Below are 12,454 nucleotides of genomic sequence, written 5' to 3'. Positions count from 1 at the left end.
TATTTTCCTTTCTATTTTCCTAATTACATATAGCGAGACAAGAGTTGGTTGAGGTCAGCGATAGCTCCCTCACCGATTGCTTCAAAAGCCCAGCCATTAGCTGTCCGACTGAGGGAACAAGCTGTTACAGATGTATCAGCAGAATAACTGTCACTCAATTCATAGCGGCAGATTTCCTGTTCGTTATTATCGGCATCTAGAAGTCGGACAAAAGCATTTTTAATCATGCCAAAAGTCTGACGTTTAGTGACTGCGTCAAAAATAGTAATGAAGAAGACAATTTTCTTAATTCGAGGTTCGATTGCATCAAGATTAATTTGGATTCGTTCATCGTCGCCTTCGCCTTCTCCAGTACGATTATCACCTTCAAGACGAATTCCAGCTGCAGACATATTATTGAAGAAAATAACATCATTCGGTACTTGTGCAACACGACCGCTTTCTTCAACTAAGAAGGCAGCTAAGTCTAGGTCAGCAGTTGGTCCTGCAACAGCCATATCCCAGCCGCCGCCTAGAATACAATTTTTTAATGCAGGAGCCTGCTTTGTTAAATCTAAAACGCTCCCTTTAGAGAGGTTAAGAGGAGCAGCAGAGCTGCCAGAGTTTAAATTAGTGAAATCCATACAGATATTCCTTTCTGAATCATAATATTATTAAAGCTCTTTAGCTTAAGGGAAGCCAAGTAAGAGTTATCGTTACCATATTTTAAGTCTTATCAATGACCGCTTATAAACCCTTTTTCAGCCATGTCAGATTTCATATGTTCTAACTCAATAGAATCACTTTTTCGTTTTTCAGCAATTTGATTGTTGATTTGTTTAGTTTCTTCAATTCCTTTTTTGATTGTCTCATAAGTTGTACGAAGAGTCTCCATTTGAATAGAGCTTCCTCCAGCCATACGAGCAATATTTACAGATTGATTTGCAGTATTTTGTGCATTACGAATTAGAAGTTCGTTGGTCTTCTCATCTAACTGTTTGATAGACTTAGCTTGAATTTCCTGTCTTTTTAATTGGATAGCTTGAACCAAACATTGCTTGAAGATTGGCAAAGTGATAATAAAGGAAGAATTGATTTTCCGCATCAGATTAAAGTTAGACATTTGCATGGTCTGAATCATAGGACAGGTTTGCATTGCCACGTTTTCAGCAATTTGCAAGTCATATGTTCGCTGAGCAAGCATATCTTTAATCATGCTTAGCTTTTGCTGTTGCGTTTGTTTTTCTTGCTCTGTTATATCAGTACGAGCCAAAATCTGATTACTGTATGCTTCGATTTCTTCTTGAGCAATCTCACCAGCAACAATATATTTTTCTAATTCTTCATAGTAGGCTACATTAGTTTTATATTGTTTTTCCAGATTTTCTTGAGTTTGGTGAATTTGAACTTCATATTGCTTCAATATGGTATAAATCTGATCAACCTCTTTACCCATATCTTCATATTTGGCAAAAAGTTTATCAATACTATTCTTTATTTTGCCAAATAATTTTTGCAGAGCAGATGCTTTTTCTGGATTTTCAATTTCTTTAATATCGAATTTATCCATGATTTTAGTAAGTTGAACGAGCATTCGAGAAGCTTCCTCTGCATCTACCCTTCGCATGGAAGATAATAGAGCATCAGACATTTGAGAAATCCCTTCACTCGGTTTTTGACCGAAAGCCATAATAGAGTTGACATTAGTAATATCAATCTCATTGGTGAGGTTCTGAACCTCAGGCAGTGTTCTTAGCTTCTGCTTATAGGCTAAGTTGTCAGCTAGGACTTCTGGTTTAGCAAGTTCAAGTTCAGTTGATTCAATCTCTTGCGGAGTCGAATCAAAACTTCCTGTGTTGATAGGCATATTGTTTTCCTTTCTTTAATTAAAAAGTTTACTGAAGAAATTTTGTTTTTTCATCTTTCGTTGAATAGCTTGAAAACTTTGCTCATAGTTTATAACATCTAATCTGACAGTGTTAAAGTACTCTGCATTAATGTAAGAGTTCAGGTCAGATAAGCCGGCAGGTGAAAAAATGATGATGTCAAAACCAATTTTTCCAAGATAGGCAAGGACATAGCACGTATTTTTTGATAACTGAGTTTCGCCTTCCAAGAAAAAGACAATCTTGGGTATAAAGCCGGTAAAATCAAAGCTATCTATGAGTCGTATTACTCTTTTATCCAACTGTAGAATCAACAGTGCAAAGTTTAATATTTCTTCTTTGGATACTGTCAATGGTTGTTTGAACAGTCGAGTATCTGCAATGGTTTCGTTAATCTTATTGAGAAGGAATTTTTCTGTTTCATCGTTATAAGGAGCATAGCGATAGAATGGGAGCTTCATAATCTCCTCAATATCAAAACTTCCATTACTGAGTTGACAAAACATAAGCTGATATTTATCGGAATCATTTATTTCATGAGTAATCAGTTCATCACCATTGGATGTTAAAACGAGCGTATTGTCAGACGAAGAACAGATATTGACCAAATGGGCGTACTTGTCAATTGGATTATATTCTCCCTCTATTTCAAAAAAGAAATGTGGGACGTAGACTGTTTTCTCAACGGTCTTAAATCCGTTCCGAACTTTTGCGGGTGCGTTCCAATTTTGTTCTACATCAATTAAAGTTGAATTGAAAAAAATGGGGCTTGTCGTTCCATTTCGGAACTGCCAAGGTCTATAGATGCCAGAATTTGTAAATAACTGTTCTTCAATTTGTGTTTCTATATCCAGTGTAATTGAACGATTTTCCTCTATAATTTGTCCATTTTTAGCTCTTTCTGCCCAACTTTGGATAGGCAGGATTTGAGTGTTTTTATGGACAGTACTGATTTGATCAGAGTCAACTTGAGCAAAATTTTCATCATCTTTTAGTGGATTAATATAAATGACATCAAAACCAAAGCGATTTAGTAACAGCAAGAAATATATATCGTGTTTGGAAATACTACCATAGTAGATGCACTTGTTTGTAAGGTAATCTCTATCTTGATAGGATAAGCTGAAAATATGTAAGTATGCATAGAGTAGCATTTTGCATATAAAATTATTTCTCACGCTGTTATTCAGGAAATTTTCCTGACGGATAGCAAGATTTGTTATATATTCAAGAGCAATCAGAAATTGATGATTGAGCTCTGCATTTTCAAAGAGTGTAATATCCTGACTGGCTATTTGACTAACTTCCATTGAAGCAAGCTCGTTTTTTATGCTGTTAATGAAATCAAAATCTGCATTCATTGGGATTTGGCCGTCAAAGTAAATAGTGTGAGTTGAATCCTCTTGAGCTTTTACCAAAATAGTTTTTAATACACTATCATATTTACTTTGATTTTCAACCCCGATATATCGTGTAAAAACAGGAGCGAAAGTGGCTTGTATTCCTTTTCGTTCTGTGATTGAACGCCAAAGTTCAAAGGGCAGATTTTGCAGACTGGTCGACATGAAATATACCTGCTTTCTACGATTATAATGTCACATCTTTTGTCTTCTTTGTATAAAAGTTAAACGAAGAGTGCAGATGGTTTGCTTTGTACCTCCTAAATCACTGGAGATAGCTTATTAAAGTCTGCTCTCCCCTGCTTTATAGATACCATTGTATATTTATAAAATGGTCTTTGTCAAGAGATAAACTATAAATCAGCGACTTCCTTTATAATGCCACAAACATTATATTTCTGTAGGTTGACATATTCGATTGGGATTTGTTTTTCTTCACATAATTGAAGGATATGTTTAAGGTATTTTTGATTAGCCTTTTCTCTAATTAACACTCTGTCTGGAAGGCGCCTAAGCAGAACTCTAGTTGTCTCACCAACTCCTGGTTTTATTTTATTGATATCACTAATGTTGTAGGATTGGGCGATTTTCTTAACTTCGTCCAATCCTTTGAAATCCTCATTGAGCTCTTCTTGTGAAGGATTGAAATAATCTAATTGAACTTGGTCAAAATAGGATTGCACTTTATCTAAGAATTCCAATGAATGGTCGTAAGCTTCGTTTTCTGCATAATAAACAGCTCCGTGAAGCTCGTCATCTTTCATTTCTTTTAATTTGACCGTCCTGCTGACGAGGCCGCTGACAGTAGCATTTAAGCAAGCGCTAGGGATTAAAAAGTCCTGACGAGTACCATAAAGCGGTGTTACCGAAGCTGGATCACTGAGTACAGCTAGAGTAGGATCTAGTTCGGAAAAGAATTTGTTTTCCTCTGCTAACCTCTGGCAGGCTTCTTCAAGGACGGTATTTATTGCTCCTTTTCCAACCCAACCATCCACAAATTGAATATCTTTAGGATGGTGCTTGTTGGCTATAATATTCATGGCAGCTATGTCAATCCCTTTACCCCTAATGATAGAAATACTATAATGCGGCACATCAAGCTGATATTTATAGTGAAGGTACCTTTTTATTAGAATACCTATAGGAGTCCCTGCCCTTGCTAAGGAAACTAAAACAAGATTTTCTCCTTTTTTCTTAAAAACCTTTTCAGAAAGACTTGCTATAGCGTTAGCAGTCTCAAAAGAAAGAGTTGCGAGGCTTTCTTGATAGATTTTCATATAGCGCTCTGTTGGGGCATATTCTAGAGGTAGCATTTCGGAATAATGAACGCCCTGTTGATTTAACTTTTCTCTTTCAGCAGTGTCTAATACAGGAACCTTTCCACGCACATCTTGTAAGAGGATGGTTACATCGGATTCAGGGTAACTAGTTTTTACTAAATTCATAAAAGCCTTTCTTATTGTTTAACAAAAATTAGTGTTTGCTTACTAAAGGGCTGCAGTTTATTTTGAAGAGTTGCTCGAAATGCATCAGTCATAACCTCATAGACGATGATAATTTGGTCATAATGACGTTCAATATCGTAAAGGAAAGTCATTCTATTAGTTTCGTAAGCACTGGCCAAAGCTATGCCGTTATGGAAAAGATAGTTGTCTTCATTGGAGAGGGAAATAGGACTTCTTGTAGTGGAGCGAACCTCTGCATCAAGTTCTTGGGCTAGCCTAATTGGTAACCACATATTTTCCTCAGTTCCAATGACAGCTATTGTTTCTTCTTTAGATTTCCGAGAGACTTGCGAAGTCAATCGATTTAGAGCAGTTTCTTGGAAGACTAAAAACTCTTCTTTAGTGAGACCTGTTCGAGGATTGAGCTTGTCAGATAAATGATAGTGAACGTCTGAAGTTAGTCTTGGTTTTTCCAGTATTGTTTCTTTCAGCTCTATGAGTGGAGTATTATCTCTCATTTGACCACTGACTAGGTATATTCTTTTGATTCCTTTTTCTTGAAAAATCTTACGATTCTTTGTATTTTGCCAGTTTAATATAGAAGCGGCTGCAAAAGAAATACCGTCTTTAATTTTTTGAAATTTTTCAATAAAGTTAACAATTGTATTTCCTGTTGTTATTTCATCTTCGATAAATAAGACAGTATCATAGTCAGGAATATCTGATCGGTAATATAATTTTTGTGTGCTTGCATGTGAATGCTCTTCTTCGAAAGAGATATTTTGGATATCCGTATTAATGCTTTCTCGAGTAGTCTGTAAATAAAAGACAGTATTCAAATCTTTGTTTTCCAAGGCAATATGCATGATTGCCTGGGCGATTCCAGTAGCCGTCTCAGAAAAACCAACAACTAAAATACGCTTGTCAGAAGGAATTTGCCTTTTTATTTCTTGATAGAGTTCGGAAAATAGCTGAAGCGTGTTATGGGCTTTAACAGGATAATGTTTAGCTTGATATTTATTAACAAATAAATAGTCTCGATTGGGATTATTACTTCGCTTGCAAATAGCAACCATATCATTGATAACGAAGGAACTCTTATTTTCTTCTATATTAACAAAATCTTCTACTTTTAAAAGATAGGTCATTATTATTCCTTTCAAAGTTTGCAATTAATTAACCTTTATTGTCTTAGTATATCACTAATTAGCTCAACTGTCACTTTAATACTTCAAACAAATCTGGACAATCTTATTAGTGCTATTGTGGTATAATAATAAAAACATTTCAAAGGAGTTCCACATGCTTGAACGTCTACAGCAGCAGTTAGCTTTTACCAATGAGCTGGAAAAACTGAAAGCCACTCATCGCAACAATCGGACCTTGGACGCTTATCGTTTTGAGAATTCTGCTGAGCATAGTTGGCAGGGTGCGCTCATGGCGCTAGTCTTTCAAGAATATATTCCCGAAGAAGTTAATCTGGAAAAGGTCATGTCTATGTTACTGATTCATGATTTGGGCGAAATATATGCTGGTGATACCTTTATCTTTGACGACGTGGGCAAGAGCGATTCTTACGATAGAGAGCTTGAGTCCTTGAAAATCAGTTTGGATAAGCTGCCGTCAGATCAGCAGGATACCTTTTTAAAGCTCTGGCAGGAATTTGAGACCGGCATTAGCATAGAGGCTAAATATGCCCGAGTGCTGGATGCTCTGGTTCCCCTGCTCAATCACTTGGAAGTCGCTCAGCCCCATGACAATCCTCATAGCCTGACCAAGTCGCAGGTCATCGCTAAGAAATCCTTTATCCAAGAAACCTCTACAGCACTTTGGGAATTGGCTCAGGAAGTTATTAATCAAAGTGTTGCTAAGGGACTATACCTGGATGAATGAGGTCGGGGACCTTGCCCGTAGATAAGAAGTTTGAGACTGGTTGAACCAGTCTTTTCATGTTATAATATTCAGACAAGATTGAACGGAGAAAGTGTTTCACTTATCATGATTAGCTCAAAATACGACTGGCAGTTTGCCACAAATTTTACAGACGAAAAATTTTTAAAAAAGGCCAAGAAAGCCGGATTGGAACCCGCCGCTGCCAGTCTTCTTTACCAAAGAGGTGTGCAGACTGAAGAAGCTTTACAGGAATTTTTGGAGCCTAGTTTAAACCAGCTTCATGACCCTTATGACCTGCATGATATGGAGCGGGCAGTGGAGCGCATTCGTGCAGCGATTGAGAATTACGAGCAGATTTTGATTTATGGCGATTATGATGCTGATGGGATGACCTCAGCATCTATTGTCAAGGAAGCCTTGGAGCAGTTGGGGGCTGAGTGTCAGGTCTACTTGCCTAATCGCTTTACGGATGGTTATGGTCCTAATAGCAGTGTTTATAAGTATTTTATTGAAAATCAAGGTATTTCGCTCATTATTACAGTAGATAATGGAGTGGCCGGCATTGAAGCTATCGAGCTGGCCCAGTCTCTGGGTGTGGATGTCATCGTGACGGATCACCACTCCATGCCTGAGGAGTTGCCAAATGCCTATGCGATTGTCCATCCGGAACATAGCGGAGCGGATTACCCTTTCAAGCATCTGGCTGGCTGTGGGGTGGCTTTTAAGCTAGCAACAGCCTTGTTGGAAGAAGTCCAAGTCGAACTTTTGGACTTAGTGGCCATTGGGACCATCGCTGATATGGTCAGTCTGACGGGGGAAAATCGGATTCTGGTTAAATATGGCCTTTCTGTTCTCAAAAATACCCAGCGAGTAGGTCTTCAGGAACTCTTCAAAATAGCTGGTATTCAGCCTGATGAACTGGATGAAGAAACGGTTGGCTTTCAGCTTGCCCCCCGACTCAATGCCTTGGGACGATTGGATGACCCCAATCCAGCGGTTGAGCTTTTGACTGGCTTTGATGATGAAGAAGCTCGTGACATTGCTCTCATGATCAACCAGAAAAATGATGAGCGCAAGGAAATCGTCCAGCAGATTTATGAAGAAGCACAAACCATGCTGGATCCTAAGAGACCAGTGCAGGTGCTGGCTAAGGAAGGTTGGAATCCTGGAGTGCTAGGGATTGTCGCTGGGCGCTTGCTGGAAGAGCTGCACCAGCCAGTCATAGTGCTCAATATTGAGGATGGCATCGCTAAGGGCAGCGCCCGCAGTATTGAAGCGGTCAATATTTTTGATGCCTTGGACAGTCATCGTGACCTTTTTGTAGCCTTTGGCGGCCATGCTGGAGCAGCTGGTATGACTCTTGAAGCAGACAAGCTAGAAGAGTTGTCTGATATTTTGACAGCTTACATCTCAGACAATGATTTGGATTTGACTGGCAAAACAGTCCTGTATTTGGACGAGGAGCTGCACCTGCCAGAACTGACCCTGGATACACTCAAAAGTTTTGAAAAACTGGCGCCTTTTGGTATGGACAATAAGAAGCCGCTTTTTTACCTCAAGAACTTTAAAGTGGACAATACTCGGACTATGGGGGCTGGCAACAGTCATCTTAAGCTGAAAATTTCTCAGGAAGATGCATCTTTTGAAGTAGTAGCTTTTGGGCAAGGAAGCCTGGCGACAGAGTTTGCCCAGACCAAGAATCTGGAGCTGGCTGTCAGCCTCTCTGTCAATAAATGGAATGGACAGACCAGTCTCCAGCTCATGCTGGTAGATGCCCGTGTGGACGGTGTTCAACTTTTCAATATCCGCAGCAAAAATGCGACGCTGCCTGATAAGGTTCCAGTCTTGCGTTTCACAGAGGAATTGCCAGATTTGAGAAATAGCAGGGCAGTTGTGGTTTATGACTTGCCTGATGATTTGCAGGATTTGAAGACGATTCTTCAGTCTCAGGATTTCGAAGCTATTTACTTTAAGAATGAGATTGCCAAGCCTTATTATCTGACTGGTTATGGCAACCGTGAGCAGTTTGCCAAACTCTACAAGACAATCTATCAGTTCCCCGAGTTTGATGTACGCTATAAGCTCAAGGACCTAGCAGCTTACCTGAAAATTGACCCAATTCTCTTGGTCAAAATGATTCAGATTTTTGAAGAGCTGGGCTTTGTCAGCATCACCGAAGGCGTCATGACGGTCAATAAGGAAGCTGAAAAGAAAGAAATTGAAAACAGTCACATTTACCAAGACCTCAAGCGCCAAGTCAAGGAACAAGAACTCATGGCACTGGGCACCGTGCAGGAGATTTATGATTATTTGATGGAAGCTGACTGAAAATTGTGCAGGTAATCTCGTTAAAAAGTGAGTGTCTTGGACCTATGGCTCAGCATGTTAGGGAAAAGGAAGTTTCGCTCTTTGAGTTGACAGAAGAAGAAATTATAAAGAATAACCAACTTAATCCCGGCCTCAATGTGATGGTCTATGAATGGCTCAGACATGATTTTTCAGATTAAATAATAGATACCAATAAAAAGTAAGTTTTCTGTTACCATTTGGATGAAAAAGTGATATAATAGAGAGTAAAAAAATTTTTTGAAAGAAAGTATATCATGAATTTAAAAGACTACATTGCAACAATCGAAAATTATCCAAAGGAAGGCGTGACATTCCGTGATATCAGCCCATTGATGGCAGATGGAAATGCTTATAGCTACGCTGTTCGTGAGATTGTGCAATATGCGACAGACAAGAAGATTGACATGATCGTTGGACCGGAAGCTCGTGGCTTTATCGTTGGCTGTCCTGTTGCCTTTGAGTTAGGAATCGGCTTTGCTCCAGTCCGCAAGCCTGGTAAGCTTCCTCGCGAGGTTATCTCAGCTGACTATGAAAAAGAGTATGGTATGGATACCCTGACCATGCATGCGGATGCTATCAAGCCAGGTCAGCGCGTTCTAATCGTAGATGATCTCCTTGCGACTGGTGGAACAGTGAAGGCGACGATTGAGATGATTGAGCGCCTTGGTGGCGTGGTGGCTGGTTGTGCCTTCCTTATTGAGCTGGATGAGCTCAAGGGTCGCGAAGTTATCGGCGATTACGACTACAAGGTTCTGATGCACTATTAATACATAGTTTCTAACTATATCTAGTTAGAGAAAAAGTATAATTGAAAACTATATCTCCTTTCAGTATAATGAAAGTATATTGGATAAACAAAGAATAGGCTGGAAAAGTATTTCCAAGCCTTTCTAACGATTGAAGGAGATATTTTCATGCCAATTAAGATTGATAAGAAACTGCCAGCTGTTGACATTTTAAGTTCTGAGAATATCTTTGTCATGGATGACGATAGGGCGGACCATCAGGATATCCGCCCTCTGAATATTCTGGTACTCAATCTCATGCCCCAAAAAATGGTGACAGAAACTCAGATACTGCGCCATTTGGCTAATACTCCGCTGCAGTTAACTATTGACTTCCTCTACATGAGCTCTCATCAGTCTAAAACGACACGCGCAGAGCATATGGAGACTTTTTATAAGACTTTTGATGAGGTTAAAAATCGCTATTTTGATGGCTTGATTATCACTGGTGCACCGGTAGAGCATCTGCCTTTTGAAGCAGTGGACTACTGGGAAGAGTTCCAACGGGTGATTGAATGGTCCAAGACCCATGTCTTTTCGACTCTGCATATCTGTTGGGGAGCTCAGGCTGGACTTTACGCTCGCTACGGCGTGGACAAACACCAGATGACACGCAAATTATCGGGTGTTTATAGCCAGTCAGCTGACAGCAGCAATCTGCTTTTCCGTGGCTTTGACGATGAGTTTTATGCGCCGCATTCCCGTCATACTGAAGTTCTGAAGGAAGATATTGTCAATCTGACCAATCTGGAAATTCTTTCGTATGGAGAGAATACGGGCCTCTCTGTGCTGGCTAGCCGGGACTTGCGAGAGGTGTATAGCTTCGGTCATATGGAATACGACCGCGATACTCTATCCAAGGAGTATTTCCGCGACTTGAAGGCAGGGAAGAATCCACACATTCCAGAGAATTATTTTAAAAACGATGATGTCCATACGACACCGGCCTTGTGCTGGAGTTCGGCCGCTGCACTCTTTTTCAGCAATTGGGTCAATTATGCTGTCTATCAGGAGACGCCTTTTGACTGGGAAAGTCCTGAAAATGATGTATCGTTTTTTGCTTATCTATAAGAGGTGACATGACTTATTTATCAGCTTTTAAATCGGGCAATCTAGTAATCCCGAGTGCCCTTCTTTTACATTTTAAGGACATCTTTGATTCCAGCGATGATTTTTTGGTCTGGCAGTTTTTCTATCTGCAAAATACGACTTCTCTGGAAGAGCTGGCGCCTAGTCAGATTGCGGAGCATATTGGCAAGACCCTGTCAGAAGTCAATCGCTCTATGTCCCATTTGACGGAGAAAGGTCTCTTGCAGTATAAGACCATTGAGCTGAATGGAGAGACAGAGGTTATATTTGATGCTTCACCGGCTTTGGAAAAGCTGGATGAACTGCTGGTAGCCAAAAGTGGTCATCAGACTGTGGCAAAGGCACCTCAGAATGTCTTGAAAGATTTGGTTGAGACCTTTCAGCAGGAGTTGGGCCGTCTCTTGACACCCTTTGAAATTGAGGACTTGACCAAGACTGTCCAAGACGACAAAACCAATCCTGACTTGGTCAAGGCTGCTCTTCGTGAGGCTGTGTTCAATGGCAAAGCCAACTGGAAATATATTCAGGCTATCTTGCGCAATTGGCATAAAGAAGGCATCACTACGCTTGCTCAGGTAGAAGCCAAACGGGAAGAACGTGAAGCAGCTAATCCTCAAAATGTGACAGTTTCAGATGATTTCCTCAATGCCATGAATTTGTGGAAGGACTGACTTTATTAGATTTATGGTGGCCTGTTAGATATGACAGGCCCTTGGTTTTATAAAAAAGGAGAAAAGTATGACCTATCAATTGCCGAAAGTCTGGTCTGCTGCGGACAGCGACCAAGGAAAATTTTCAGGTATCAATCAGCCTACTGCTGGCGCGCGCTTTGAGCAGAAGCTTCCTGTCGGTAAAGAGCCTTTTCAGCTATATTCACTTGGGACTCCTAATGGGGTCAAGGTGACGATTATGCTGGAGGAACTACTGGCAGCGGGTGTGACAGAGGCAACCTATGACCTTTATAAGATTAGCATTATGGACGGCAACCAGTTTGGCTCAGATTTTGTGAAAATCAATCCCAACTCTAAGATTCCGGCCTTGTTGGATCAGTCAGGTCATAAGCCGATTCCTGTCTTCGAGTCAGCCAATATTCTGCTCTATCTGGCAGAGAAGTTTGGGAAGCTGATTCCGTCAGATTTGGCTGGTCGGACTGAGGTGCTCAACTGGCTCTTCTGGCAGACAGGCGCGGCGCCCTTCTTGGGTGGTGGGTTCGGTCATTTCTTTAACTATGCACCAAAAAAACTAGAATATCCTATCAACCGCTTCACGATGGAAGCCAAACGACAGCTGGATTTATTAGACAAAGAATTGGCTAAGAAAGCTTATATCGCTGGAGAAGACTACAGTATTGCTGATATTGCTATCTGGTCTTGGTATGGTCAGTTGGTCCAGGATAAGCTCTATCCAGGCGCAGCTGAGTTCTTGGATGCCACCTTCTACAAACATCTATCTGCTTGGGCGGAAAAGATTGCGGCTCGTCCGGCAGTCCAGCGGGGGTTAGCTGCCGAGTATCAGGAAATCAAATAAAAAAGTGATGGGCAGAACACCCCATCATCAAGTGGCGAGACAAAATCAGTTTATCAACAGGCTGATTTTTCCTCCGCTGCTTTTTTTATACCCTTAAAAAT

Annotated in this window: 12 protein-coding genes; 7 read left to right on the top strand and 5 right to left on the bottom strand. The window is 40.4% G+C overall.

Features of this window, described 5'->3' with window-relative positions:
• Positions 1–23: 23 nt before the first annotated feature.
• From J1C86_RS06870 to J1C86_RS06850, 5 genes are all read right to left on the bottom strand, one after another.
• On the bottom strand, positions 24–623 hold the full coding sequence (locus J1C86_RS06870; RefSeq protein ID WP_002900106.1) for a TerD family protein: 600 nt from the start codon (positions 621–623) through the stop codon (positions 24–26).
• A gap of 92 nt (positions 624–715) precedes the next feature.
• The gene (locus J1C86_RS06865) at positions 716–1,846 is read right to left on the bottom strand and encodes a toxic anion resistance protein (RefSeq protein ID WP_125404944.1); all 1,131 of its coding nucleotides are present in this window, start codon (positions 1,844–1,846) and stop codon (positions 716–718) included.
• 15 nt (positions 1,847–1,861) lie between these two features.
• The gene (locus J1C86_RS06860; RefSeq protein WP_125404941.1) at positions 1,862–3,430 is read right to left on the bottom strand and encodes a YceG family protein; all 1,569 of its coding nucleotides are present in this window, start codon (positions 3,428–3,430) and stop codon (positions 1,862–1,864) included.
• A gap of 188 nt (positions 3,431–3,618) precedes the next feature.
• A complete protein-coding gene (locus J1C86_RS06855) occupies positions 3,619–4,710 on the bottom strand; it encodes a cysteine protease StiP family protein (protein ID WP_125404938.1) in 1,092 nt (363 codons plus the stop codon).
• Between the two features lie 11 nt (positions 4,711–4,721).
• Positions 4,722–5,858 (bottom strand): phosphoribosyltransferase domain-containing protein, encoded by a 1,137-nt coding sequence (locus J1C86_RS06850; protein WP_125404936.1) that lies wholly within the window; start codon positions 5,856–5,858, stop codon positions 4,722–4,724.
• A gap of 154 nt (positions 5,859–6,012) precedes the next feature.
• Between J1C86_RS06850 and J1C86_RS06845 the strand changes: the two genes are divergently transcribed.
• The 7 genes from J1C86_RS06845 (at position 6,013) to yghU (ending at position 12,353) form a co-directional block, all read left to right on the top strand.
• Positions 6,013–6,603, top strand: a complete 591-nt coding sequence (locus tag J1C86_RS06845) for an HD domain-containing protein (RefSeq protein WP_125404933.1) — start codon at positions 6,013–6,015, stop codon at positions 6,601–6,603.
• A 105-nt stretch (positions 6,604–6,708) separates the two neighbouring features.
• Positions 6,709–8,931: a single-stranded-DNA-specific exonuclease RecJ gene (recJ, locus tag J1C86_RS06840; protein ID WP_125404930.1), complete on the top strand. Its 2,223-nt coding sequence runs from the start codon at positions 6,709–6,711 to the stop codon at positions 8,929–8,931.
• A 44-nt stretch (positions 8,932–8,975) separates the two neighbouring features.
• Positions 8,976–9,110 (top strand): hypothetical protein, encoded by a 135-nt coding sequence (locus tag J1C86_RS06835; RefSeq protein ID WP_260468053.1) that lies wholly within the window; start codon positions 8,976–8,978, stop codon positions 9,108–9,110.
• A gap of 96 nt (positions 9,111–9,206) precedes the next feature.
• Positions 9,207–9,719 carry an adenine phosphoribosyltransferase gene (locus J1C86_RS06830; protein WP_002906315.1) on the top strand — a complete coding sequence of 171 codons (513 nt, stop codon included), beginning with the start codon at positions 9,207–9,209 and terminating at the stop codon, positions 9,717–9,719.
• A 147-nt stretch (positions 9,720–9,866) separates the two neighbouring features.
• Positions 9,867–10,808: a homoserine O-acetyltransferase MetA gene (gene metA, locus J1C86_RS06825; RefSeq protein ID WP_125401972.1), complete on the top strand. Its 942-nt coding sequence runs from the start codon at positions 9,867–9,869 to the stop codon at positions 10,806–10,808.
• 8 nt (positions 10,809–10,816) lie between these two features.
• Positions 10,817–11,497, top strand: coding sequence for a DnaD domain-containing protein (locus J1C86_RS06820; protein ID WP_125404924.1), 681 nt, complete (start codon positions 10,817–10,819; stop codon positions 11,495–11,497).
• A 67-nt stretch (positions 11,498–11,564) separates the two neighbouring features.
• Positions 11,565–12,353: a glutathione-dependent disulfide-bond oxidoreductase gene (gene yghU / locus J1C86_RS06815; protein ID WP_125404921.1), complete on the top strand. Its 789-nt coding sequence runs from the start codon at positions 11,565–11,567 to the stop codon at positions 12,351–12,353.
• The last annotated feature ends 101 nt before the right edge of the window (positions 12,354–12,454 follow it).

Origin of the sequence: Streptococcus sanguinis (assembly GCF_050220005.1) — a bacterium.
GTDB lineage: Bacteria > Bacillota > Bacilli > Lactobacillales > Streptococcaceae > Streptococcus > Streptococcus sanguinis_Z.
Note: the sequence above shows the minus strand (reverse complement) of the source record. Positions and strands in the feature narration are given on the sequence as shown.

What these genes read in the sequence shown, in the direction of transcription:
- J1C86_RS06870 (WP_002900106.1), bottom strand. Translation starts at nt 623, where the DNA reads ATGGATTTCACTAATTTAAACTCTGGCAGCTCTGCTGCTCCTCTTAAC.
- J1C86_RS06865 (WP_125404944.1), bottom strand. Translation starts at nt 1,846, where the DNA reads ATGCCTATCAACACAGGAAGTTTTGATTCGACTCCGCAAGAGATTGAA.
- J1C86_RS06860 (WP_125404941.1), bottom strand. Translation starts at nt 3,430, where the DNA reads ATGTCGACCAGTCTGCAAAATCTGCCCTTTGAACTTTGGCGTTCAATC.
- J1C86_RS06855 (WP_125404938.1), bottom strand. Translation starts at nt 4,710, where the DNA reads ATGAATTTAGTAAAAACTAGTTACCCTGAATCCGATGTAACCATCCTC.
- J1C86_RS06850 (WP_125404936.1), bottom strand. Translation starts at nt 5,858, where the DNA reads ATGACCTATCTTTTAAAAGTAGAAGATTTTGTTAATATAGAAGAAAAT.
- J1C86_RS06845 (WP_125404933.1), top strand. Translation starts at nt 6,013, where the DNA reads ATGCTTGAACGTCTACAGCAGCAGTTAGCTTTTACCAATGAGCTGGAA.
- recJ (WP_125404930.1), top strand. Translation starts at nt 6,709, where the DNA reads ATGATTAGCTCAAAATACGACTGGCAGTTTGCCACAAATTTTACAGAC.
- J1C86_RS06835 (WP_260468053.1), top strand. Translation starts at nt 8,976, where the DNA reads ATGGCTCAGCATGTTAGGGAAAAGGAAGTTTCGCTCTTTGAGTTGACA.
- J1C86_RS06830 (WP_002906315.1), top strand. Translation starts at nt 9,207, where the DNA reads ATGAATTTAAAAGACTACATTGCAACAATCGAAAATTATCCAAAGGAA.
- metA (WP_125401972.1), top strand. Translation starts at nt 9,867, where the DNA reads ATGCCAATTAAGATTGATAAGAAACTGCCAGCTGTTGACATTTTAAGT.
- J1C86_RS06820 (WP_125404924.1), top strand. Translation starts at nt 10,817, where the DNA reads ATGACTTATTTATCAGCTTTTAAATCGGGCAATCTAGTAATCCCGAGT.
- yghU (WP_125404921.1), top strand. Translation starts at nt 11,565, where the DNA reads ATGACCTATCAATTGCCGAAAGTCTGGTCTGCTGCGGACAGCGACCAA.